20 protein-coding genes and 4 tRNA genes are annotated in these 22,526 nt (G+C 54.9%); 9 read left to right on the top strand and 15 right to left on the bottom strand.

All coding sequences use genetic code 11. From position 1 onward, the window contains the following. Nucleotides 1–235: 235 nt before the first annotated feature. The 7 genes from ABEA08_RS02090 to ABEA08_RS02060 all read left to right on the top strand — a co-directional run bounded on the left by ABEA08_RS02090 (nucleotide 236) and on the right by ABEA08_RS02060 (nucleotide 4,189). Complete coding sequence (locus ABEA08_RS02090; protein ID WP_345332812.1) at nucleotides 236–1,270, top strand: methyltransferase; 1,035 nt, start codon at nucleotides 236–238, stop codon at nucleotides 1,268–1,270. Between the two features lie 74 nt (nucleotides 1,271–1,344). After that, nucleotides 1,345–1,431: transfer RNA gene (locus tag ABEA08_RS02085), tRNA-Leu, on the top strand. A 24-nt stretch (nucleotides 1,432–1,455) separates the two neighbouring features. Beyond that, nucleotides 1,456–1,542, top strand: a tRNA-Leu gene (locus ABEA08_RS02080). Between the two features lie 32 nt (nucleotides 1,543–1,574). Further along, a tRNA-Leu gene (locus tag ABEA08_RS02075) sits at nucleotides 1,575–1,661 on the top strand. Between the two features lie 5 nt (nucleotides 1,662–1,666). Then, nucleotides 1,667–1,753 (top strand) — tRNA-Leu (locus ABEA08_RS02070). Nucleotides 1,754–1,855: 102 nt separating this feature from the next. Further along, complete coding sequence (locus ABEA08_RS02065) at nucleotides 1,856–3,532, top strand: flagellar assembly protein A (RefSeq protein ID WP_345332810.1); 1,677 nt, start codon at nucleotides 1,856–1,858, stop codon at nucleotides 3,530–3,532. Nucleotides 3,533–3,580: 48 nt separating this feature from the next. Further along, nucleotides 3,581–4,189 carry a superinfection exclusion B family protein gene (locus ABEA08_RS02060; RefSeq protein ID WP_345332807.1) on the top strand — a complete coding sequence of 203 codons (609 nt, stop codon included), beginning with the start codon at nucleotides 3,581–3,583 and terminating at the stop codon, nucleotides 4,187–4,189. Nucleotides 4,190–4,638: 449 nt separating this feature from the next. Here ABEA08_RS02060 and ABEA08_RS02055 read toward each other — a convergent pair whose 3' ends face one another. Next, complete coding sequence (locus tag ABEA08_RS02055) at nucleotides 4,639–5,403, bottom strand: TetR/AcrR family transcriptional regulator (RefSeq protein ID WP_345332804.1); 765 nt, start codon at nucleotides 5,401–5,403, stop codon at nucleotides 4,639–4,641. A 777-nt stretch (nucleotides 5,404–6,180) separates the two neighbouring features. Between ABEA08_RS02055 and ABEA08_RS02050 the strand changes: the two genes are divergently transcribed. Then, nucleotides 6,181–6,318, top strand: a complete 138-nt coding sequence (locus ABEA08_RS02050; RefSeq protein WP_345332801.1) for a hypothetical protein — start codon at nucleotides 6,181–6,183, stop codon at nucleotides 6,316–6,318. Nucleotides 6,319–6,372: 54 nt separating this feature from the next. Here ABEA08_RS02050 and ABEA08_RS02045 read toward each other — a convergent pair whose 3' ends face one another. The 12 genes from ABEA08_RS02045 to pilV all read right to left on the bottom strand — a co-directional run bounded on the left by ABEA08_RS02045 (nucleotide 6,373) and on the right by pilV (nucleotide 18,340). Continuing rightward, on the bottom strand, nucleotides 6,373–6,924 hold the full coding sequence (locus ABEA08_RS02045) for a hypothetical protein (protein ID WP_345332799.1): 552 nt from the start codon (nucleotides 6,922–6,924) through the stop codon (nucleotides 6,373–6,375). A 551-nt stretch (nucleotides 6,925–7,475) separates the two neighbouring features. Beyond that, nucleotides 7,476–8,147: a tRNA (guanine(46)-N(7))-methyltransferase TrmB gene (trmB, locus tag ABEA08_RS02040; protein ID WP_345332796.1), complete on the bottom strand. Its 672-nt coding sequence runs from the start codon at nucleotides 8,145–8,147 to the stop codon at nucleotides 7,476–7,478. Then, nucleotides 8,147–8,917 carry an ABC transporter permease gene (locus tag ABEA08_RS02035; RefSeq protein ID WP_345332795.1) on the bottom strand — a complete coding sequence of 257 codons (771 nt, stop codon included), beginning with the start codon at nucleotides 8,915–8,917 and terminating at the stop codon, nucleotides 8,147–8,149. The genes trmB and ABEA08_RS02035 overlap by 1 nt, the downstream gene beginning before the upstream one ends. Beyond that, nucleotides 8,917–9,855 carry an ABC transporter ATP-binding protein gene (locus ABEA08_RS02030; protein ID WP_345332793.1) on the bottom strand — a complete coding sequence of 313 codons (939 nt, stop codon included), beginning with the start codon at nucleotides 9,853–9,855 and terminating at the stop codon, nucleotides 8,917–8,919. Before ABEA08_RS02030 ends, ABEA08_RS02035 begins: the two co-directional genes overlap by 1 nt. Nucleotides 9,856–9,991: 136 nt before the next feature. Beyond that, the gene (glnB, locus tag ABEA08_RS02025) at nucleotides 9,992–10,330 is read right to left on the bottom strand and encodes a nitrogen regulatory protein P-II (RefSeq protein WP_345332790.1); all 339 of its coding nucleotides are present in this window, start codon (nucleotides 10,328–10,330) and stop codon (nucleotides 9,992–9,994) included. A 9-nt stretch (nucleotides 10,331–10,339) separates the two neighbouring features. Then, nucleotides 10,340–11,962: an NAD+ synthase gene (locus ABEA08_RS02020; protein ID WP_345332787.1), complete on the bottom strand. Its 1,623-nt coding sequence runs from the start codon at nucleotides 11,960–11,962 to the stop codon at nucleotides 10,340–10,342. A 156-nt stretch (nucleotides 11,963–12,118) separates the two neighbouring features. Next, the gene (locus tag ABEA08_RS02015) at nucleotides 12,119–12,415 is read right to left on the bottom strand and encodes a TapY2 family type IVa secretion system protein (RefSeq protein ID WP_345332784.1); all 297 of its coding nucleotides are present in this window, start codon (nucleotides 12,413–12,415) and stop codon (nucleotides 12,119–12,121) included. Next, nucleotides 12,415–12,807, bottom strand: a complete 393-nt coding sequence (locus tag ABEA08_RS02010) for a type IV pilin protein (protein WP_345332781.1) — start codon at nucleotides 12,805–12,807, stop codon at nucleotides 12,415–12,417. The genes ABEA08_RS02015 and ABEA08_RS02010 overlap by 1 nt, the downstream gene beginning before the upstream one ends. Before the next feature lies 1 nt (nucleotide 12,808). Further along, nucleotides 12,809–16,351 carry a pilus assembly protein gene (locus tag ABEA08_RS02005; protein ID WP_345332779.1) on the bottom strand — a complete coding sequence of 1,181 codons (3,543 nt, stop codon included), beginning with the start codon at nucleotides 16,349–16,351 and terminating at the stop codon, nucleotides 12,809–12,811. Next, on the bottom strand, nucleotides 16,348–16,803 hold the full coding sequence (locus ABEA08_RS02000) for a pilus assembly protein PilX (protein ID WP_345332776.1): 456 nt from the start codon (nucleotides 16,801–16,803) through the stop codon (nucleotides 16,348–16,350). Before ABEA08_RS02000 ends, ABEA08_RS02005 begins: the two co-directional genes overlap by 4 nt. Then, the gene (locus ABEA08_RS01995; RefSeq protein ID WP_345332774.1) at nucleotides 16,800–17,768 is read right to left on the bottom strand and encodes a PilW family protein; all 969 of its coding nucleotides are present in this window, start codon (nucleotides 17,766–17,768) and stop codon (nucleotides 16,800–16,802) included. Before ABEA08_RS01995 ends, ABEA08_RS02000 begins: the two co-directional genes overlap by 4 nt. Then, nucleotides 17,765–18,340, bottom strand: a complete 576-nt coding sequence (pilV, locus tag ABEA08_RS01990; RefSeq protein ID WP_345332772.1) for a type IV pilus modification protein PilV — start codon at nucleotides 18,338–18,340, stop codon at nucleotides 17,765–17,767. Before pilV ends, ABEA08_RS01995 begins: the two co-directional genes overlap by 4 nt. Nucleotides 18,341–18,515: 175 nt before the next feature. Here pilV and ABEA08_RS01985 point away from each other — a divergent pair, with 175 nt between their 5' ends. Beyond that, complete coding sequence (locus ABEA08_RS01985) at nucleotides 18,516–19,031, top strand: GspH/FimT family pseudopilin (protein ID WP_345332769.1); 516 nt, start codon at nucleotides 18,516–18,518, stop codon at nucleotides 19,029–19,031. 61 nt (nucleotides 19,032–19,092) lie between these two features. Here ABEA08_RS01985 and ABEA08_RS01980 read toward each other — a convergent pair whose 3' ends face one another. Together ABEA08_RS01980 and ABEA08_RS01975 are read right to left on the bottom strand one after the other, a co-directional pair. Continuing rightward, the gene (locus ABEA08_RS01980; RefSeq protein ID WP_345332767.1) at nucleotides 19,093–21,384 is read right to left on the bottom strand and encodes a type IV pilus modification PilV family protein; all 2,292 of its coding nucleotides are present in this window, start codon (nucleotides 21,382–21,384) and stop codon (nucleotides 19,093–19,095) included. Beyond that, nucleotides 21,384–22,517 carry a pilus assembly PilX family protein gene (locus tag ABEA08_RS01975; protein ID WP_345332765.1) on the bottom strand — a complete coding sequence of 378 codons (1,134 nt, stop codon included), beginning with the start codon at nucleotides 22,515–22,517 and terminating at the stop codon, nucleotides 21,384–21,386. The genes ABEA08_RS01980 and ABEA08_RS01975 overlap by 1 nt, the downstream gene beginning before the upstream one ends. Nucleotides 22,518–22,526 lie beyond the last annotated feature (9 nt).

The following is a 22,526-nucleotide window of genomic DNA, read 5'->3' as shown; positions in this document are numbered from 1 at the left end:
TCGAAGTAATTGAAAGGTCGATAGGAGATCGGAGCAGAGTCGCTCCTGCGTGGCTGATGGCTCGCACGCTCTACATCCCCCTTGTAAGAGGCAAGCCAAGCACACCAACACCGAGATCTTCCCTGCTTGAACCGCATCCGTGCTCTCCAAAGGCAAAGCGTCGCGTTAAGTGTAGGTCAATTCTCTCCGCTTCCACGTATAATTAGCGCCAAAGTACATTCGCTTATGGCCACCTATGACCTTAACTAATCCAAGCCGCTTGGTGATGAAAAACACCGATCTCTTCACCGATTGCCATCTACTGCTGCTCAACCCGGACGCTGATCTGCTGTTACAGGAGCTGGCTTGTGTTTGTGCCAGCGTCACCGCACTGACGACGGACCTGATGCACTACCAGCGGCTCAGTCATTCACTGCCCGATAATGTCACCGTACACTTTGCCGCCGATCTGGCGAACGTAACATTACCGGCCCTTGACGTTGCCCTGATCCGCCTACCCAAGGCGCGAGAGCACCTGGCCTATTTCACCGCATTAGCCGCGTCGGTCATGCCGGCGGATGGGCCCATTCTTTGGGTTGGTGATAATAAAGGGGGGATCCGCTCTGCCGCCAAAACGGCCGCGCCTTGGTGCGACAATATCAGCAAGGTGGCATCGGGCGCCCACTGCCAGATGCTGCACGGCATCAATCGAGCGCAAAAACCGTGGAACCTGGACGACTGGTGGTTGAACCACACGGTTCCGACCCCGGATGGTGAACTGATCCTCTCCTCTCTTCCTGGTGTATTTGGCCACGGCACGCTCGATCAAGGCACCAAGCTGCTACTCGAACACCTTCCTAAGATCCCGCAGGGTCGAGTCTTGGACTTCGGTTGCGGTGATGGGATCATCGGCGCTTTCCTGGCCAAGCGAAACCCCAGCATCGATCTACTGATGGTCGATATCAACGCCATGGCGCTCGCAGCAAGTCAGCGAAGCGCCAACAAAGCCGGCGTTAATGCTGCGGTCCTCGCATCCGATGGACTCTCAGCAGTTACAGGCCAGTTTGATCTGATCGTTTCTAATCCGCCGTTTCATCAAGGGTTCGATCAGACCTTTGACACCGCACGCCAGTTCATTCGAGACGCGGTAAAGCAGCTTAAGCCAGGCGGACAGTTGATCATCGTGGCCAACCAACATCTGCCCTATGGGGACGACTTAAATCACGCTTTCGGCCGTGTGAACATCATTGGCCAAGACAATAAGTTCAAAATCTACGCAGACAGAAAATAAATGCCACTTTGGGTGTTGACCGATCGGAGAATCTCCCTATAATGCGCCCCCGTACCAACGATGAACGCAAACATGCAGATGTGGCGGAATTGGTAGACGCGCTAGCTTCAGGTGCTAGTGTTCGCAAGAACGTGGGAGTTCAAGTCTCCCCATCTGCACCATCGTTGAATACAATGTAATACCAAGCAGATGTGGCGGAATTGGTAGACGCGCTAGCTTCAGGTGCTAGTGTCCGTTAGGACGTGGGAGTTCAAGTCTCCCCATCTGCACCATGATTTTTCATGGTGGTATACAACAGATTTTTGCACGAGTGGCGGAATTGGTAGACGCGCTAGCTTCAGGTGCTAGTGTCCGTTAGGACGTGGGAGTTCAAGTCTCCCCTCGTGCACCACATTTGCAGATGTGGCGGAATTGGTAGACGCGCTAGCTTCAGGTGCTAGTGTTCGCAAGAACGTGGGAGTTCAAGTCTCCCCATCTGCACCAGATTTTGAAACCCCTGGCTCTCACGAGCCGGGGGTTTTCTGTATCTTTATCCCCGCTCTTCTCGTTATACTGGCCGAACACTGGCCACAATAAAACGCATATATGTCAGGAACCCCCACCGACACGGAGCTGTTGTTCTGGGACGCAACCACGCGCCAACTCTATATCGACTTAACGCCTGCCGAACACCACTCGCTCGATGAGGCAGCACTGGCGAAATTGTTGGCCGACAGCAACTACGCCGATCTCATGCCGCTGACCGAGCAGTGGACGGCCGCACTGTCGACACTCCAGCAGCGCAACAATGCCAAGTCGCATGAGCCTTACCGACTGACGTTAGCCGAAGCCCAAGACGGGCAATGCCAGCTCACACTCAGTGACGACCAGATGCAATTGCATGCGCAGCTGATCGCCCCCAAAGGCGGACGCCCCGCTCAGCTAGCCGATCTATTGCGCCAGTTGCAGGCAATGAATATCCGTCATGGACTGATCCGCAGCAATATCGCCCAACTCTTTCTACCTCCTCCCGCCGCTCCAGCCCGCCCTCTCATCGCCCGCGGACAAGCCCCCATCGATGGCAACGATGCACAGCACCAACGATTGGTGCCATTAGCGCATGAGCGACTGCTCCAGCCCCAAAGCAAAGATGACTCACGCGTCGATCTGCGAGATCTGGGTGAACCGATCATTGTTCATCAAGGCCAGCATCTGATGCGCAAGCAACCGGCGAGCGCAGGTCAGAACGGATATGATCTCCACGGCAAAGTGTTACTGGCGCAACCGGGTCAAGATCTGCCATTGCGTCCTGGTAACGGCACCGAACTGTCAGTCGACGATCCCGACCTACTGATCGCCAGCCAAACCGGCCAGCCGACCGCAACCGAACACGGTATGTCCGTCGAGCCTTTGATGACATTGGCTCAGGTCGACACCCGCAGCGGCCATATCCGCTATGAAGGCTCCGTCTTGATCACCGGGAGCGTAACCGAAGGCATGCAAGTCAGCGCTGGTGGCGATATCACCGTCTATGGCCTTGTGGAAGGAGGTCGCCTAAAGGCCGGGGGCGATATCACCATTAATCAAGGGGCGCTCGGCCGTCAGCGCCCTGACGGTAACCTCACCTGCCAGTTAATCGCCGATGGCGATATTCACCTGAGATACTGCCAATATGCCCAGCTGAAGGCGAAACGTTCAATCCACATCGCGCATCAATGCCTGCATAGCCATCTGCACAGCGAAGATCAGATCCATATCGGGGCCGAACACAGCAATAAGGGCGACCTGATCGGGGGCTTAACACAGGCAAACAAGGGCTTATTTGTGGTAACACTGGGCGCACGCTCCGGCGCCGAGACCCAGATCAAGTTAGGCCAATCAATCACCGCCATCAAACGGCAGCTGGAACAGGCCCAGCACACCCTTACCGATCGACAAGCCCAGCATCAACGCCTAATACTCAAGTTAAATCAGCACTATAGCTCAAAAAACGCCCCCATCAAGGCAAAACTCCAGTGCGCCATCACTCAATGCGAACAGCAACTGCAGGTGAGTCAGCAACAGCAAGAACACTACGCTCAACAGATCGCCGAAAACCAGAAAAACGCGCCGCTTCATATCCGGCTTGCGTTGCTTCCCAGAGTCAACATTGAACTGGGGGGGATCAAATACACCAATCAACATGAGCGGGGACCCAGTCGGCTCTCAGTCGTTGATGACAAGCTCCATATTGTGCCATTGAGCGAACGGGCTATGGCAACAACATCGATTGTGGCATCATGATTGCTTGTCCCCATCATCGACAATTGTCTGACGCCGAGGAGCCTCATTATGAACGAATTTTTTGCCTTTCTGCAGCGTACCGACTGGAGCGCAATGATGGCAAAATTCGCCTTGTGGCTTCTGACCGCCTCATTGGCACTGCTAATATTGCCGCTCCCCACCCTTGAATCTCTGCTGCTCAACCGCTGGGTAGAAAGTAACGGCTTTGTGCTGGGACTGAGCGCAGTACTGAGCGCCAGTTATCTGATCGCTTACCTGATCCGGATGGGCCTATACTGGCTTAATCAGCAACTCTTAAACAAGAAACGACTGAGCCAGATCCACGCCAAGATCCTGACCCTGGATGGCCAAGAGCGCGCTGTCTTACGCGAGTTCTTTTTGCAAGCCAAAGGCGTGATCCCCATGCCACTCGCTAACAATGCTGTTGCCAGCCTGCTAGAAAGTGGCGTGCTGGAGCAGACCGGTGCCACTGAGCACTACGCCATAGAGGGGCAGATCGCTCCCTTAACCATCGCCCTGCCAGCCAAGGCGCAGCTAACCCGACATCACCTTCGCCTCCCTGAAGGTCAGCTTGATGAGCAGCAAAAGGCGGCGCTGATCAGCGCGAGACCGGAGTTTATCAACGGCCCCAAGCGCAATCGGCGCCAGGCCGCGTAAACAAACCCCAACTCCGAGCCAAGGGGTAAGTACACCAAGTGATCGGCGCCATTGCAGTCATTCTCTGCGCTCCCCCAAAAAGTGGGATTAGGCACCAGAGCAGGTCCCCTTCCCCTCCGCGCCCGGCTCTGGTGCATAAACGGCTTTCCCGCTAGCGCCGGGGCAACTGTCCGCGAGCGGGCCTCAACACAGGGGACTGCGAAACGCACCGTCAAGGAAAAAGTGCGGCGCGCGCGCCATCACTTGCCGCCGCCAAGCCCACTTGGGACGACGAGGCCAAGCAATGCTTTAAGCTAAAAAACAAACGCAGTGTGCACAGTGAACGACTGCGTGCTTGACCCGATAGCTTGAGACCGAAACTCCAGACGCCAACAAGAGTCGACCACAGCACAAGCACAAAAAAAGCACCCGCTGCGGGTGCTTCTTGTATCGATAACAGCCTAGGCCGACTACAAGGCCTCTAACATCGACTGCTCCATATCGCTTTCCGTCAACTGATGCTCAACTTCGATCATGATCCGCTGGAAAGAGTCGGCACGCAGCGGGGTTTTCCAATCCAAGGTGCCAATAAAGATGGAAAAGGCCTCAAACAACTGTCGAGGTTCAAGTGCCTGTACCGCATCCCCCATAAGCGGATTGCCTAACACGCCAGATGCGCCACGCTGAAAATAGCTGAGCATGGCATGCACCGTCTTAACCTGCTCATCCGTTGCCACGAGTTCGCCTTGGATCCGTGCCCCTTCAATGACACGTAATATCGCGTTATAAAACTGATCCAAGTACATTTTTAGCTCTTGGGCACGAAAATCGCTCGCACGCTCGAGGATCTTAGGGGCCCCCCCGAGGGTGTTGATCCCCAGAGTCCAGCTGGAACGTTGGATCGAAGCCACCGCAAACATATGCATCGCGATCCAACGCTCAGCATAGAGAAGCTCACAGCTCATAAAGTAGGGCTGACGTTCAACCAATTGCTCCACGTGACGGGCAAAAATCGCGATCAACAGATCCTCTTTGCTCGAGAAATGCTTATACAGAGTTCCTGCACTGCAACCGGCGCGAGGCGCCAATTCACTGAAACGAAAAGACACCATGCCTTGCTGCTGGATCAACTGCTCCGCTAAGCGGACTAACACTTGATCTCGCTGGCGAAAACGCGCTTGATTTGGCGAGCCCCAACTGGACGTGCTGCCTATCTCCATGGCTGTAACTGTCATCGGATCCCCTAACGTTTGGCTTGTCGGTAATTTCTATACCCACACTTTAAAAGGGGTTGGAGTTCAACACTGTGCACCAACGCCAACTTTTGACCTTTTCATTGCGACAATTTGGCATAACCATAGAAAACAGTGAGCAAAAGTGACCCCTTCAGCTCCTCAGAACTCCAAATAAAACCATTTGCTGTAAAACACCTTACCTTGAACACGACCCGCCTAGTCAAAATGTCCCACTCATAACTGAAATAGCCCTCAGATCTGCACCTTATCTCACCGGTTTGCTGCTTGTTTTGCTGACACGTCAACACTGCGCACTCGAAACTCACCAAACAGCCGGGCCGCTCGACCACCACAATCAGGCATCACCTCGAGAAAGCCCTAGCAGCGATCACGCCATGGAGGGCAAACGCCCATTTGAGGCGACAGTTGGGCCTCCCCAAACCGGATAGGCCCCCTAGGTACTAAGCCATGCGGACAAATATCCAAGACCGATCGCAACAGGGCCTATCGCGATCAACACCAAACACCATGGCAACAATAGTCAGCGCTTAGCGCCCACCAGAACGCAGTAATACACTAATACAAAATATAAATAATTAGCATGGCCCCCACGCTCGCTTCACTCCACGCAGAGAAACCAACACCGAACGTCGCAACCAGCCTGTCATTTGACCATCGCAACCCCACCAAAGTCGTAGGACTGAAACAAGATTTCCTCTCGATCTCCGCGCTCGTAACTGCTATTTATTAAGGAAATGATCGATGTACGGAGGATCCATGGCAGATCAACATCCCAATCCCGAAGAGGGGACTCCCGCCGAGTCTCACCAGCCCACTTGGCGCGACGGCGCTATCGGTCATCAATTGGTCGAGTTACTCGAAGGTGCAGCCGAACAAAACGGTGCTGAATCGTAACGACACAGACCACAAGACAGCAGCTGCTGTTAAAGCAGCTGCTGTTAAGCGCATTTAAAAGCTGATACCTATGTCCCAAAAGAGCGTGGGCTTTTGCAGATCGTATTGGTTCTTACCATCCTCGACGCGGTAATCCACGTGAGGCAACACCGCAAAGCCGATTGAAAATCGCCCCCAAGTGATCTCCATATTCGGTGCCAATAACGGAACAACCTTACGTTCTGTACCGAGAAAAACCTCGTCACCGTAGCGCGCCACCGTCCGGCTTCCGACCCCAAGCAGCAACCCTGCCGATATATGCTCATTAAAGGCGTATTGCCAGTTCCAGCTGGCGATATACATAGGGTTATCAAAACTGTCCCTGAGATACCCCACACCCACCTTGCAATACCAGCTCACACTGCCGTGACACTGATTTATGCGATAGTAGTACCCAATACCTTTATGAGATTCATTAAATCTTGGTGAACTCTCATAAGGCTCGTCTTCCAAATGATGAGACCAACCCCCCAATCGAAGCTGACTCGTCCATGTGTCCTGGGAGGAGAAGGCGCCTGTGCTGGCCAAATACAACAAGGCCGACAGGCAGATAGAAGCTCTGCGCATCGTGCCTACTCCCAAAACCTACTTTACGTAGGGCTATAGGACGTGGGCGATGCGAATTCACAGACAAACACAGACCGCACGTCGTTGCCATACCAAGAACCGGGTATGCTAATAACTGCAATGACGTTCCGTTTATCCTGTGTTGCGTTTCACTACGCTCCCCGACCGAGTCGCCGGGGTAAAGTCATGGGAAGCAATACTTTGTTCAATGAGGAGCAGAGCCGGAATGACCGACCCTGCCAACGCGACGAAGTGTAGTCGAAAATACCCATCAGTGATCTTCACAAGAAGATCCCCAACCGCTTGCCGCGCGAAAGCGCTTGGATGACGCAGCCAAAAGGCTCAGATCAGCCAGTAGATGGCCGTCAGGTCTAATGCGCCCACCAGTCCCATACCAACCGCAATAATGGGCCACTTGTGCTGAAGCCTCGTCATCATTTCCCTTTATGCCTGCTCACAATGAATAGTTGGTAGGCAACATTCGCACCAAGACAAAAAGGCTTATTTAACAACAGGTTGGTGGTAAGACGCTGCCAAGGTGTTGAGACGAACTACGACTTCTTGGTCAGATCACAAACAATACGATGCAAACTCTGACCGGACTGACCGTATTTGCGCTCAAACGGGGTCAGTGCTGGCCCCGCTGGCAATTCATGCCAGTGCGCCTCATGACCGGCCACCGCTAAGGCTTCACTGAACTCCTCGAGATATAAGCGCCAGTTAGAGCGCAATTCCAGTTGGCCTCCCAGTGCTAAGATCGACGAAAACAGCGGTCCGCCATGCCATCGGCGCTGTAGATGTCCAGACTTTGGCCAGGGATTCGGATACAGGATGTAATGATGAGTGGGTTGCCATCCGTCGGCTACCATCAAGCGCCATAGATCATTGAGGTTGCCACGTACCACACGGTAATTATCCACCCCCGCATGGTAATGGCTGTGTTTTTCAACCCGTGCCGCCGATTTATCCAGCCCAAGCACCAAGGCGTCGGGGTGCAGCAACGCCAAATTGGCCGTCGACTCCCCCACACCACAGCAGGAATCCAACACTAAAGGGCGCCCATCGGCCTCTTTCCAGGCTTTAAGCTCTTCAAACAGGGCCACGCTGTGATCGGCATAGGGCGCACGAAACTCGTGTGCCAAATGGCGTTTCACTGTGGGGATCAAGTTGTCATGGGGTCCAGTCTGGTTCGATTGGATCACCCGAGAATCACCGGTACTCATTAGCTTCTTAACCCAATACCTTTATCAATTAAATAGTATGCGACGCCACCTAACCCGGCGATAAAGCCCGCCAGGATCGTTAACGACAGCGCAAGACTCACATCGCTGTACCCTAAAAAACCGTAGCGAAACGCGTTAATGGTATAGACCACAGGATTGAGCTGAGACAAACTTTGCCAGACATCGGGTAACAAGGAGATGGAATAGAACACCCCGCCCAAATAGGTCAGTGGCGTCAGCACAAACGTTGGAATGATGCTGATGTCATCAAAGGTGCGGGCAAATATCGCATTGATCAGCCCGCCAAGTGCAAAGACCACCGAGGTCATCAGCAGCGTGAGCAGCAGCACAGGCATGTTGTGGATCTGAATATCTACAAATAACAGAGCCACAACCGTCACGATCGCACCGACGCAGAGGCCACGTGCCACGCCACCGGCCACGTAGCCCAAAATGATCAGCACATTTGGGACCGGCGCCACCAGCAACTCTTCGATATTACGCTGAAATTTAGCACTGAAGAACGAGCTGGCAACGTTGGCATAGGAGTTGGTGATCACCGACATCATGATCAAGCCCGGCATGATGAACTCCATATAACTGAAGCCCCCCATCTGCCCAATACGCGAGCCGATCAGATTACCGAAGATCAAAAAGTAGAGCGTCATGGTGATCGCCGGCGGAACCAGGGTCTGTACCCAGATCCGGGTAAACCGATTGACCTCCTTGCGAACCAAAGCCGTAAAGGCGATCCAATAGGGGTGACTCATCACAGCTTATCTCCCTGCCGACCGTTCTCGACCAGCGATACAAATAGCTCTTCCAGCCGGTTGGCTTTATTGCGCATGGAGCGCACCTCAATGCCCTGCTCTGTTAACTGAGTGAAGACCTCGTTCAAACCTTTTCCCTTATCAATATCTATCTCGAGGGTATGCGCATCCAACAAGCGGCTGATCACACCGTTCAGCTTTGGCTTGGGGCCCTCATGCGCCAGATCCAGCACAAAGGTTTCCACATGCAGCTTGGCCAGCAAGGCTTTCATAGTGGTGCACTCCACCAATTGGCCTTGATCGATGATCCCAATGTGACGGCACAGCATCTCCGCTTCTTCCAGATAGTGGGTCGTCAGGATGATGGTGACCCCAGCCTGATTGATCTGTTTTAAGAATTGCCACATTGAACGGCGGATCTCGATATCGACTCCGGCCGTCGGCTCATCCAAGATCAACAGCTTTGGTTCGTGCATCAGGGCGCGCGCGATCATCAGGCGCCGCTTCATCCCGCCAGATAACTCTCGGGCACGCGCATCGCGCTTTTCCCAGAGATCCAACTGCGATAAATACTTTTCGGCCCGGCGCAGGGCCTCAGCCTTGGCAACGCCATAATATCCCGCTTGGTTAACGACGATCTGAAGCACGGTTTCAAACTGGTTGAAATTAAACTCCTGCGGCACCAATCCAATGCAGCGCTTTGCCGCATTAAGCTGGGTGGCAATGTTGTAGCCGAAGACTTCTACATCACCCGCCGTTTTGTTCACCAGAGAGCTGATGATCCCTATCGTGGTTGATTTGCCGGCCCCGTTCGGCCCAAGCAAAGCAAAAAAGTCCCCTTGTGCAACACACAGATCGATCCCTTTGAGCGCTTGTACGCCACCATCATAGGTTTTTTGCAATGCCCGAATGGATAAGGCGTTCACCTGACTGCTCATACAACTCCCCTTTCTCAATGGCGGTGATTATAAAGGCTGAACAGATGAGAAAAAACGACTAACGCAATGAGGCATTGCGATATGTTTGTTGAGCGGGAGGGGAAAGGAAAGGCGCCGTTCGGCGCCTTGAGGTGGGTCAGATCGCGTCTTCGTTCTCTTCGCCGGTGCGGATCCGGATCACCCGCGCAATGTCAGTGACGAAGATCTTGCCATCGCCGATCTTACCGGTGCGTGCCGTATCAATGATCGCTTCAATCGCCTGCTCAACCAGCTCATCGCCGATCACCAGTTCGATCTTCACCTTCGGCAGGAAATCCACCATGTATTCCGCGCCCCGGTAGAGCTCCGTATGACCCTTTTGACGACCGAAACCTTTGACTTCCTGTACCGTCATGCCGGCAATGCCGATCTCACCGAGCGCCTCTCGGACATCGTCCAACTTAAAGGGCTTGATGATCGCTTCCAATTTTTTCATCGTATTCTCTTACCAGTTCGCCTTGCCAAATCCAGAGGTGATCGGATAGCGGCGATCCTTACCAAAGGCGCGAGGGGTGACTCGAGGTCCAACCGCTCCTTGCCGACGTTTATACTCATTGATGTCCGTCAGGCGGATAACCCGACGCACATCGGCTTCCTGATGGCCTGCCGCAACGATCTCAGCCACGCCCTGATCCCGTTCCACATAACGCTCAAGGATATCATCCAACACATCATAGGGAGGCAGGCTGTCCTGATCCACTTGATCCGGCGCCAACTCCGCCGAGGGTGGGCGAGTGATCACACGCTCAGGGATCACCGATGAAAGTCGGTTTCGATAGCAAGCCAAGCGGTACACCAGCTGTTTGGGCAGATCCTTGATCACCGCAAAGCCACCGCACATATCGCCATAGAGGGTGCAATAACCTACCGCCAACTCACTCTTGTTACCCGTTGTCAGCAAGATCCGTCCCGTTTTATTGGACAGCGCCATCAGCAGCACCCCGCGGATCCGCGCCTGCAAATTCTCTTCCGTGGTGTCTTTTGCCGCATTGGCAAACATCGGCGTCAAGGCCGTCATAAAGCCATCGAACATAGGCTCGATCGGGGTAACGTCATACTCCACCCCCAAGGCCTTCGCCTGCGCCTCGGCATCTTCTAGGCTCATCGAGGAAGTGTAACGGTACGGCATCATCACCGCCTGCACCTTCTCCGCTCCGATCGCATCCGCCGCGATCGCCAGCGTCAACGCCGAGTCGATCCCACCGGACAGGCCCAGCACTGCACCAGGGAAGCCATTCTTACCGATGTAATCACGCACCGACATCACCAGTGCATTATAGATCTGCGCATCCTCCAGTGATGGTGCCACCCGCTCTCCCGCGACAGGCACACCATCGACAAAGCGCACCAAGCGGAAAGCCTCTTCAAACTGAGGCAACTCATGGCAGATCCGCCCATGTGCGTCGACCACCATCGAGTGACCATCAAACACCAATTCATCCTGGCCCCCCACCTGATTCAGGTACACCACAGGTGCACCCAACTCGGCGCTGCACGCCTCCAGAACATTCAGGCGTTCATCCAGTTTGGTCATATCAAATGGCGAAGCATTCAGGCTCAACAGCAGATCCGCGCCCTGCTCCCGGGCGGACGCGATGGGCTCTGGGTGCCAGATATCTTCGCAGATCAACAGCGCCACGCGGTGATCAGCCACCGGGATCACCGCCGTTGTATCGCCACGAGCAAAATAACGCTCTTCGTCGAAGACCCGATAATTTGGCAGTTTTTGCTTATGAGTCAGTACAATGCGTTGACCATCTTTGAATGCGGAGGCACTGTTAAACAGCTCACCATGCTCATCCAAGTACGGGTGTCCCACCACCACGGTCAGATCTTGAGAATGCTGGGCCACCTGATCCAGTACCGCATCGACGCGGGTGATCAGATCGGGCCGCAACAGCAGATCCTCCGGCGGATATCCGGTAATGGACAACTCAGAGAACAAGATCAGATCCGCCCCCGCCTCGCGAGCACGTTCAATATCCTGACAGATCAGACTGCCATTTCCCTCAATGTGACCGACCACAAAATTTCGTTGGGCCAGGGCGATGTTCAGCGTCTTACTCATAACTACAGTGGCTACCTCTTATTAGGAGGGCAAGTGTATGACAAAGCCACCACAGGATCCTAGAGGCAAGGCTGGGTCTGTGCCAAATAAGCCGCCGCTTAAGATGAGATCGCCGCTATGCTCACATCGCCAAACGAAGGGAGCGATAAAGCGAGATCACTTCGGCTCCAGCTCATCAAGGGCCTGCGCCTTGGCACTGGCGAAGCGTTGGTGACTCAACACACACTCACTGATCTTATCAACCCGCGCCGTCACAGCCCCAGTTCGGTCGCGGATCCCACGCCCGCGTAAAGCCAACATCTGCTCCGGCTTGCTCGAGAGCTGAAGCTGAAAAAAATGCACGTGCTCGACCCCCTGCGCATCGGTCACATAACACTTATGATCGATCCACGCTTCCTCTGCCTGCACGGTGAGACTCACCGACAACAAGAACCAGACGACAATCCATCTCATTACCAACACTCCTCCGGCGCTCGTTCGCCCTCGCTGTTCAAGGTCAACGTCGGACAATCGCCATCCGCCGTTAACTGAACCCCTTGTGCCGCCGCAGTCAAGCGGTAACGTCCCGCGGAGCTCACCGTTGCATCGATATGATAACGACCACTCTCAGTTACATACGGGTCTGCCGCTCCCCCCAATGCCGTCATATCCTCACTATAAGTGCGATGATCCAAATAATATTGCTCTTGCAGATTGGCCAGCTTACTCAGCTGCGCATGCGCCTCAGCACGGTAGCCCCGCCCGACGTAACGCTGATAAGAGGGATAAGCGATCGACGCCAGTATTGCCAGCACCACCACCACAATCATCAGCTCTATCAGGGTGATCCCCGCTACCTTACGCATCTCACTCGCCACCATAATGATAATAAACCCGACTCGGGATAATGTACTGCTCTGTCGCTAGCGTACCGGTCTGATCCTCGCCAGCGCCCACCCCCACCAAAAACAGCTGTGGATCCCAATCTTCAGGGACAGACTCCGGCGGCGGCGGCACCAGCACCTGAGGCGTATCCGGTAGCCGCGCGCCTAAACTGTGACGACCGAGCGCCAACCCCTCTTGCAGATTAAAGGCATACAACTGTCCTTGTCCTTCCGCCACACAGCCTTGCGCGGCCGACAGGTTGCCCGGCGTAAAGGTGGTGAAATAGGCCATTCCGGCGATCACCACCGGGGCCGACAACGCTTTTTCCTTCGCCGCCAGCGAATAAGACCAACCCAACTTTTCCCCCAACTTCAACTGCTCTGCCAACTTAGCTTCATCGTCGCTCACCGATCCGATCGGATCATCATTGACGCTGTACAGGTTTGCCAGGGTGATAGGCTCAGGTGCCGGATTGTCCGATGTCCCAAACGTTTGGGTCTTGATCCGGCGATCCTGCAACACAAACAACATGTCAGCCGTGCCGGCTCCGTTTGGATGCGCTCTATTTCCGGATCCCACGGCAACGGCATCGTAAGGAAACTCGGTTGAGGTGGTCAGCCTGGCCTCATCGGCCTGGCCTTGGTTCACTACGACCGATTCCACCAACTCAAAGCTGGTCTGCGCCACACTGACCTCAGCATGAAAACGTCTATCCACCAACGCGCTGTCGCCCCCCAGTTGCGCCAACTTAAACACACTCCAGTGCTGACGATCGCCGCTGGGTAGATCAAACCGCCAGACATTACCGCCGGTATCAGTGGCATACAAACGATCCGTCACGCCGTCCGCATCCGAATCCAGTGCTGACAGCTTTGCCGGTATAGAATCCTCGCCGGGAAATGGCGTCGTTTTCGCGTCCTTAGTGCTACCGACAAAACGGTGGATCACAGCGCCGGTTTCCGCATCCAGGATAAACACCGCGCGGCCCATGCTATCTGCCGAGCCCACCGCCTTGGTATCCTTATTAGGATCATAACCACCACCGATGATAAAGACTGGCTTGTCCCCATAACCTGGGATCCGCGTGATGACCGGCTCAGACCAGGATTGCCCCAACTCTTCGAGCCCCAACGTGGTCGCATCGACATGCCACAGCGACTTAGGGTTGTCGGGATCGCTGACATCCAGTGCATAGTAGCCACGTCCGCCGCGTCGCAAACCAAAATAGGCCCACACCCGATCACCCGTCTCAATGTTGCCATCCCGATCCGCATCGTGAATGTACGCCACCGCCGAGCCATCAATGCCGTAGACCGTGTGTCCTCCGGTTTGGTCGTTGGTCCGCAACGCTACGGTATTTCGCACCATCTCGGCGGGCAGGTAGGCCCAACTTTCTGTCAGCGTATTCCCCGCATCCCGGAACATATGCAGATAGCCTTGATTGGTGCCCATCAAGATCCGCACCCCAAATGTATCGCCATAGCCTATCGCCAGCGGCTTGGAATGCAGCGGATCGCCGATCACATCCTGCCTGCGATCCGTCACGCTCAGATCGCCATCCTCATCATCGACATCCACGCCCTGCAGCCACTGCACATAACCCGCCAGGGGCGTAGCATCGTCTAGCTCCAGTTGAGTCAACAGCGCCGACTCTCCGCCAAGCGCTTGGCTCAAACTGGCCTGCGTTAATGGCACCAGCGCTTGGCCCGCCTGGCCCTCGGTCAAAATACGACGGGTCGCTTGTAAGTAAACCGACTCGGCTGCCCCACCGACCAGTACATCGTTGCCATCGCCGCCACTGGAGGCATCGCTACAAGAAGCGCTGAGGGTCCAAAAGGTACAAGCGCCATCCTCAATATTGCCGTTGGCGTTGATCGCCTTTTGCCCCCCGGCATCCTGGATCTGCCCCGTCGCACTCACCTGCAACTTCTTCAGGTTGCCGCGCCAACGGGGACGGTCACTGGGCAAAAACATGCCGTAATAGACCGCATCCAGCGTCTGGGTTCGATCAAAGCTGTTGGCCGCGATCGACGGAGAGGTGAAGCTGGAATTAGTCGCTAAGATATCGCTGAAGATACTCTGCAGCGACGTCCGCAGTGCCAGCGCGTCAGCCGCTGCGTAATAATCCCCGCCGCCCTTGAGTGCCGTATCCGATAGGACTCCGGCCGCATCGTCTGCCCCTTTAGAGAAACCGATGGTATAGGTCACCACCTTCTGATCCCCTTGCAACTGGGCATTCAAGTCATTTTCAAACATGTATTTGGCAACCTGAGGCAGATAGTTATAACGCCCGTAGGAGCTGTTCCGCCCCAGATCGTAATAGTCCTCAGAGCCGATCCCAAACTCTGTTTTGATCGTGTCATCAAAATCATTGTCGTAGGTGGGTACGCCATCGGTGATCAAAATAACGTAAGCTTGTCGCTGACAATCCAACATAGGACTGACGTATTGCCCGGCCGCATTCACAATACTGGCATCGGCAACCGGTCGTTGATCACCGGCGCGATCGGCGCCCATCGGTGCCTTACCACTGTAATAACGATAGGCTTCAAATAACGACTCACACAGTGGGGTCCAATTCTCTGCAGGCAACCCCTTCACCGTATCAATCAGGTCCGCACGCCGCTGATCGTCCAGGGTTTCAATACCGGCCACGATCCGCCCACCGCTATCATTGGCATACCGATTGTAATTAAATACCGCCAAGCCAAAGTCGACGCCAGGGGTGCTGTTGAGCAAGGACACAATCGTGTCCTTGGCGATATCTATTCGCGAGCGACGAGTCTCCCCTGCATTTTGTAAATAACGCAAGTAATTCTCAGTAAATAGAGTCACCGACTCGGCATTTTGCAATTTAACCGATGACTCAGCGATTTCAGCAGCCTTGAGCCGCTCAGCAAGAGACAGAGCGGACGTGCTGCCATCAAACGGGGTTTTCCTGTCTATATTGGTGGCAAAGCCAGTGCCGGTGAGGTTGCTGTTGGGATGTTGCGGCGCGTTATCAATCTTGCCGCTGGCTAAGTCCTGCGCGCATTCAATGACATAATCAGGCCGCCCATTTCCTAACGAGTTCGGTAAGTTGCGCCAATATCGATTATTATTATTCGCACTTCGATTGTATTTAAACGCCCTAAATTTATCGGTATAGCTGCCCTCATAAGCCAAAATGCTCAGCGAGTTATCTTCCGGGTGTGGCAATAAACTAGAAGCACAAGCATTCTGCTCCCAGGCAAAATAGCGTGTTGTATCATCGGGATCTGGGTAATCTTTCACTTCCCCACGCACATAAAAGATACGACGACCATTATTGCCGGTGTAATCTCGATTGGGATCAAATGGTTCTGGTGTCACCTCCTCCTCGGTCTTCATCGAGCCTGAAGTATCAAACACGATCAACACCTGCGGCCGCGACGTCGCCACCACCGAGCCGCCTGCTACGTACAGTTCAGTATCATCAGCCGCCAGCGGCAATAATGCTGCAGCAACACTAAACGCCGCTCCCCACACCCCGATCTTCCGCTTCATAATCCTCCTCCTGAGGATATCAGCACCGGCTGCTCCACACCGGCCACCACGGAGAACCGTCCGCGCTGGTTCTTACCAAAGCGGATCACACTCTCCAATTGATTCTGGCGGCAAGACAGCACCCCACTGGCCGTCGCATTACGACTGCGCCGACAGACGGTCTCAACCAAGAAAGTCACCTCGTTTTCTACCCCCAATACCTCGCCTGGCTCCCCTTGCGCCGTCACGAAGATACTGTCACCACGCATTAAACGCTGAGCCTCGACAAAGCCTTCCTGACCGCCATTGGCCTGCTGCAAAGCCCCTTCACGGGCGATCCCAGCGGCAGATATCTGCATCGCTTGCCGAGTCCGAGTCGCCAAACCTAATGCCACTAGGGTCAAGATCAGCAACAGCAGGGTTGTTACAATCAACACCATGCCGTGCTGTTGGCCAGAGGTTTGTGCTCTCATCCGTTTCTCCGACTGATCAGTTGCGCATTGCGGATCATCACCGTGGTCGTCAGTCGCTTACGACGGTAACCGTCGCCGCCCTTGGTTAAGGCTCCACCGGGCATATCAAACACCCGCTCTCCACCGTCTTGGTAACTATTATCCGGCTCTAAACTGCGTAACAGCAGATGCACCCGCACGGCGAGGACCCGGGCAGACTGACGCTGATCCCAGATCGCATCATCAACCTCTGAAGTGGCCACATAGCTGTCTGTAGTGCCGTTGTTATCAAAGTCGATACCAAACTCAAGCTGCATCGCTTCAACGCCCTCGACCAAAGGCTCCGAGCCCAACAAAAAATCCTTCGAGGACAGCGCATGCCGATACAAGGTGGGGATCCCTTCTGGGCTATTTCTGACGTAATAGGCTTTATGTTGATATTCAAATATCCGCCCATTACCGATCGATGGCACGGGACTTTGATGGTGAAAAAATGCGCCCTGACTGACATTGACGTGAAAATAATAGCGCTCATCGCTGGCTACGCTCACCTCAGGCCCAACCAAGCGCTTGACCTGCAATACATCCGAACCCGACAGCGCCCCATTTTCGCAGCTGAGCTTGGCTCCCGACCCTTTGGTATACGCCCAGATCGTACGAAAGTGTCCCAACCCATTGGGGAAAGTGGCGTTATTCAATCCTGCACCGACGCAGTCCGTCCCTTCGGTTTTCTCCGGCAACTGAAGGTTAATATTCTCGATCAGATCGAGGCCTGTGAGATCAGCGAAAAAACCCGCTTGCGCAAGATCATCATGGATCAGGCGTAACGCCAACCGGCCACTTTCCTGTAATTGATTATATTGACTGGTCGACAGCACGCTGGTCGACGACATGGTGAACACGGTCAATGATGCCGCCACCACAAATAACCCCACCAACAGCGCGACCATTAATTCCGGCAGGGTTAATCCCGACTGCAGCTTCATGTGTCGATCATCATGGTGGTCGCGGTAAACTGCCGCCGATAAGGAGTTGCTACGCCACAGCTTTGCGCCTGAAGACTGTTCTGTGCCGCGCCATCCGAGGTGCCCTGAAGCCCTTGCCAAGAAACAATGACTTCTACCTCAGCGCCTGAAACAAAGATACAGCCCACGGCGTCTTGCGGCGCGCCCAGCCGCTCCTCGCCACTGAGCTCAGCGTGCCCCGCTAGCAATCTATCCCATTGATACTTATCCCACAGCATCATTTCAGTATCTGAGCAACGACTGACCACACCGGCGGCCATGCCACAACTTTTCTCGGGTAACGTATGGGCGCCTTCGCCGTATTGGCTGCCGGCATATTGATCCATCAGCCGCGAATTCATCCGCATCCGCTCTAACACATCATTGGCCATGGCGGCGGCCTGAGCATAGTAAAACGCCTCATAGCTGCCCCGCTTGGCAACGATGTGCAGTTGAAACACGCCCAGCAACCCGATGCTCAGGATCACCGCCGCAATGATCACCTCAATGAGGGTCATGCCGCCCTGTTGAGCAGTACCTGTTATTTGCTTCATACACCCTCCATGGCTTAAAGCGACCTAATGATATTGCCCGCAAAGGCAATTAACAATATGCTAACAACAAGCTTTACTTCAGACCAGCACCAAGTCACTCAGCGGCTTGCAGGCGTCGTTGCCTTTCGGCAACACTAAAGTCCACCACGAACCTATGGACAAGTGGAATATCGCCATGGAAGGCAAAAAACAGACCGGATTAACCTTGGTCGAGCTGCTCATCGCGGTCAGCATTGCCGCGATCTTATTGGGCGTCGGCGCACCGCAATTGAGCGGCCTGATGGCCAATGCCCGTGCGGACAACGAGATCGATACCCTCTATCAAGATCTGATCTCCACCCGCTATCTCGCCATGGCATACCAAAACAACATCACGGTCTGCCCACTGGATGAAAAAGGCAGCTGCGTTAATCAATGGCAGGATGGATATACCGTCTTTGTTGACGACGGCGGGGATGGGGTCTTGGGTGAGGACGATGAGATATTGCAGCAGCGCAGTGCCATTCACCCTCAGGACGCACTCAAGGTAAGCCATAGCCAGATCCGCTTTAGTCCGGATGGTTTTACCATGAATACCGGTACCTTTATCTACTGTCCGCTCACCGCCAACAGTGACAACAGTCGTAAGCTCAGCATCTATCGCACCGGACGCGTGCGATATCACGACAACGGCAGTCACAGCTGCAGCTAACTTTCCAAACCCAATGTTGAGGCGCCCCGGTGGGCGCCTCAAGGCGTGAACAGGCTAACACCTAGAATTCACAGGAGCCCGGTGCCGACACCGCCTCACTGGACTCATACATCAAGATACAGAATTGATTTTCTGCTCCGTCCTCACCCGCAGCGGCGCTGGCAACCTGTTCGCTGGTGATCACGCCATCCAGCACCGACGCTGCGGCATTGACGATCTCAACACTGCCACTCCAAGCTCCCGGGCTGTAGCTACAAGAAAAGGAACTGCTCGCGGCCGAGCCAGAGACGGTCAACTCACAACTGACATTACCGACCGCGACAATGGCGACATCATCCCAATCACTGCTGTGGCAACCTTGATAACCGTTACCATTATTCTTCAGCTTCAAACATTCGACCCGTCCACCAAAGCCCTCAAGTGTTCCTTCGATATTCAGTTTCATCACACTCTCGCGCGCGGTCACCTCATCCTGAGGGGAAATAGCCCCCAAGCCAGTCAATCCCGAATTACTCTGACCGGATTTGACATAGGCATAATAATCCGACGTCAAACCAGCGCCTATCGACAGCAGTCCGCGGCTGTAGGTCCCGTAATAATTACTGTCAGGAGCAACGATGGTTTCCACCGGCTCAGAGGTCAGCGTGACGCCTTCGCAACTCGCCGCATCGGTACACAGCGTGCAGTCGTCCAACACCTCATCGGCCGACAACACATCCGAGTCCGAAGGGCATTGATAGAGCTGCCAATCGGCAAACAGGGTGATGTTGACCTCAGAGAAGGGCAGCGCCGCCAAATTGGTCTGCGAGCCGCCACCTGTGTAGGCGGTTTGAATAGCCTCGGTAATGGGATCCATATAGATCGCGCGGGCCATCAACTGATGCGTGCCCGGCGGCAGGGTCACCTCGCGCTTAGGGATAGTGTCGTTGACGCCATCACCATCAATATCAGCCCCCACCGCTTGCTCAACCAGCGCGCAGCCTGGCAGATTGGGGAAATTCACGGGATCATTTGCCCCATCGCAGGCCATATAGGTAGTTAACACCGATTGGATATGATCTAGGTAGGCCGTTTCCACTCGACTGTCATTCAGGTAAGTACGAGGCAGCAGTTGCAGATCGATCTGCTGCCAGTCCGGCATCATGCGATAGAAGCCGTTGATCCGCTGCATGCGACACGCCTCCAGATAGACATCCCCCTCCTCGGCCTCATCGCCATCAAGCTGATAGCGCAATGTCCCACCGTGCCGGACACTGTCCTGACTGTAATACTGGAACTGACTAAAACTGAGCGCGGAGTAGGGCTCCCCACGGCTGATCTCCAATTCCGCCAGCTCCGCCGTACCAATGGCCCCATCTTTGGCATCAAAATGACTGCGGCAACACAGCGTGCAAAGCTCCTCACCCCGATCGCTGATCTGATTGCTGGCACTCACCGCACCAACCGCCACCTTATTGCTGGCGGAGACCGTCACCGACTCGAGATAACGCAGCCAATCCTCCGACTCATTCTCACTGTTCACGTACACGCCCGCCGCCAGCTCAAACTGGCCTTCCGGCGACGCATCAAAGCTGCATCGGCAGCCGGTCGTCAGCGCATCTTGCTGCGCCAATCGCACCACCTCCCCAGCCACCTCGCCATCATCGGTAAAGTTAATGGTGTCAAACTGCACCAAGACTAACTCGCCATCACGCTCGACATCGGGGATCGGCTTAAAGGTTTCCCGCTCCACCGCCAGTCGACCTCCTTCCCCATCGTCTGTGCTGCCGATCTCCAGGCCCAGTACATCCGGGGCCGCCCCCGGCTGGCTGTATACCGAAGGGCCGACGCCCCCCGCGCCACTGCTGATCGCGCCCCAGCCGCCCGGGGTCGGCAGGATCTGGGCAATATTATCATTGACCAGCACCGACTTGGCGTCACCATGCGGGGTCAACCAACCGACCGTCACCGCCACTTGCTTGAGGACCGGCTCACTGCCCATCACCGGCGTAACCATCAACACCCCGCCGCTGATATAGTGATCCGACACCGTCCATGACAGCACAAAATCATGGCCCTGATAGCGCACCGTCTCTGCAGGAAATACCAGGTTAACACCGTCGGCAAGCCGGCCACCGGCATTGGTGGCGATATCAGAAAAATCAAAGCTGCCACTGGCAGCGGACGAGCTGTAGCTGCGCAGATCGTCAACCTTGGCTTGCGCCAACTTGAGCGCGACCTCTCGCAGGCTGGTGTCGGCGCCACTGCGCAACAAGCCCCCTTGTAGACGTGACAACCCCACAACGGCAGCGGAGACGATCAACAACGCCACCATTACCTCAATCAAGCCAAATCCCGCAGCATTACGCTTCATCATTCCACCCTGAAATCCCGCCAACTGCCCGGCACCATGGTCAGCACAGGAAACGGCGGACTGGCGATCGCCTCTGAGACCTCTGCATCCCAAGTCACGCCGAAGTTGCCCGACGAGATCTTCACATTGTTATGGTTGGCCATCAGCGCTCCATACACAGTAGCCGTGCCGTTGGCCTGCAACTGCGCCACGCCGGACTCCGAAGTCTCCAGCGAAAAGAAGAACCCATAAGATTCGTCATTGCCGTTGATCTTCAGGTTGCCATCGCGGACAAACAACACCACCGGCGCCGCAGCGGTACCGATCCCATTCACATCACAATCCCCTTCAACCATAAACACCCCGGAGGATCCCGCATCCAAAGTGCTGCAATCTGCCAAGATATGATCCGATGGAATGATCCCCGTGGTCTTGAGCAGCTCCCACTGCTCAATAGGCACCCCCATAAAATAAAGCAGCAGATCCTCAGGAAAACCGGGATCGGACTGGGCCAGATCATCCCCCTCATTGCCCTTCTCACTGTAAGGGTTACTGGCACAGCGGTCGCGGGCAAACTCCTCCGCGCCGCAGGTTTTGCCATTGGCATTGCTCATATCGATATCATTGCCAGACCAAATGGACACCGGCACTCCTTCCCCACCGCCATTGGGATTCGCGCCGACTCGAAAGGCCCCTTGCACATCCACAAATCCGGCGGCGGACAGCGGCGGAGGATCCCCCTCGCCATGGGGCGACAACAAAAAGGATGCAGCAACAAACGCCTTAGCCTTGCTGCCGCCATCAAGGTAACTGACCTCGATCAACGGAATGGTGTCACTGTTGGGGGGCGTGCAGCTCAACTTGGCATCGATACGCTGGGTCTCGACTCCGGTGTGATCGACCAGCGCACCATCCGCGATGGTCCAGCTCTTGGTCTCATCACAATCAAGCGCATCGTAAGACCACAACACGGCAGCGGCATCCAAGCCGGATTCCGCCAACGCCATGGCCAAGGCATAATTCTGCTCATTGGCCGAGATCCGCTTCTCCAGCAACAGTACCTTGGCCGCATACAGGCTGATCCCCGCCAGCACCAAAGACACCACCAAAGAGACGGTCAGGGTAATGAATCCATTCGCACGCCCTTGCCTCATTTCCCCTCC

This window comes from Ferrimonas pelagia (assembly GCF_039543565.1).
GTDB classification, from domain to species: domain Bacteria; phylum Pseudomonadota; class Gammaproteobacteria; order Enterobacterales; family Shewanellaceae; genus Ferrimonas; species Ferrimonas pelagia.
This window is presented reverse-complemented; position numbering and strand designations above follow the sequence as displayed.

Bases quoted from the DNA above. Each gene is read 5' to 3' on its own strand.
- ABEA08_RS01985 (WP_345332769.1), top strand. From the start codon at position 18,516: ATGGAAGGCAAAAAACAGACCGGATTAACCTTGGTCGAGCTGCTCATC.
- ABEA08_RS02065 (WP_345332810.1), top strand. From the start codon at position 1,856: ATGTCAGGAACCCCCACCGACACGGAGCTGTTGTTCTGGGACGCAACC.
- ABEA08_RS02010 (WP_345332781.1), bottom strand. From the start codon at position 12,807: ATGCGTAAGGTAGCGGGGATCACCCTGATAGAGCTGATGATTGTGGTG.
- ABEA08_RS02050 (WP_345332801.1), top strand. From the start codon at position 6,181: ATGGCAGATCAACATCCCAATCCCGAAGAGGGGACTCCCGCCGAGTCT.
- ABEA08_RS02000 (WP_345332776.1), bottom strand. From the start codon at position 16,803: ATGAGAGCACAAACCTCTGGCCAACAGCACGGCATGGTGTTGATTGTA.
- ABEA08_RS01975 (WP_345332765.1), bottom strand. From the start codon at position 22,517: ATGAGGCAAGGGCGTGCGAATGGATTCATTACCCTGACCGTCTCTTTG.
- ABEA08_RS02020 (WP_345332787.1), bottom strand. From the start codon at position 11,962: ATGAGTAAGACGCTGAACATCGCCCTGGCCCAACGAAATTTTGTGGTC.
- ABEA08_RS01980 (WP_345332767.1), bottom strand. From the start codon at position 21,384: ATGAAGCGTAATGCTGCGGGATTTGGCTTGATTGAGGTAATGGTGGCG.
- ABEA08_RS02045 (WP_345332799.1), bottom strand. From the start codon at position 6,924: ATGCGCAGAGCTTCTATCTGCCTGTCGGCCTTGTTGTATTTGGCCAGC.
- glnB (WP_345332790.1), bottom strand. From the start codon at position 10,330: ATGAAAAAATTGGAAGCGATCATCAAGCCCTTTAAGTTGGACGATGTC.
- ABEA08_RS02090 (WP_345332812.1), top strand. From the start codon at position 236: ATGACCTTAACTAATCCAAGCCGCTTGGTGATGAAAAACACCGATCTC.
- ABEA08_RS02055 (WP_345332804.1), bottom strand. From the start codon at position 5,403: ATGACAGTTACAGCCATGGAGATAGGCAGCACGTCCAGTTGGGGCTCG.
- ABEA08_RS02030 (WP_345332793.1), bottom strand. From the start codon at position 9,855: ATGAGCAGTCAGGTGAACGCCTTATCCATTCGGGCATTGCAAAAAACC.
- pilV (WP_345332772.1), bottom strand. From the start codon at position 18,340: ATGAAGCAAATAACAGGTACTGCTCAACAGGGCGGCATGACCCTCATT.
- ABEA08_RS01995 (WP_345332774.1), bottom strand. From the start codon at position 17,768: ATGAAGCTGCAGTCGGGATTAACCCTGCCGGAATTAATGGTCGCGCTG.
- ABEA08_RS02035 (WP_345332795.1), bottom strand. From the start codon at position 8,917: ATGAGTCACCCCTATTGGATCGCCTTTACGGCTTTGGTTCGCAAGGAG.
- ABEA08_RS02060 (WP_345332807.1), top strand. From the start codon at position 3,581: ATGAACGAATTTTTTGCCTTTCTGCAGCGTACCGACTGGAGCGCAATG.
- ABEA08_RS02005 (WP_345332779.1), bottom strand. From the start codon at position 16,351: ATGAAGCGGAAGATCGGGGTGTGGGGAGCGGCGTTTAGTGTTGCTGCA.
- ABEA08_RS02015 (WP_345332784.1), bottom strand. From the start codon at position 12,415: ATGAGATGGATTGTCGTCTGGTTCTTGTTGTCGGTGAGTCTCACCGTG.
- trmB (WP_345332796.1), bottom strand. From the start codon at position 8,147: ATGAGTACCGGTGATTCTCGGGTGATCCAATCGAACCAGACTGGACCC.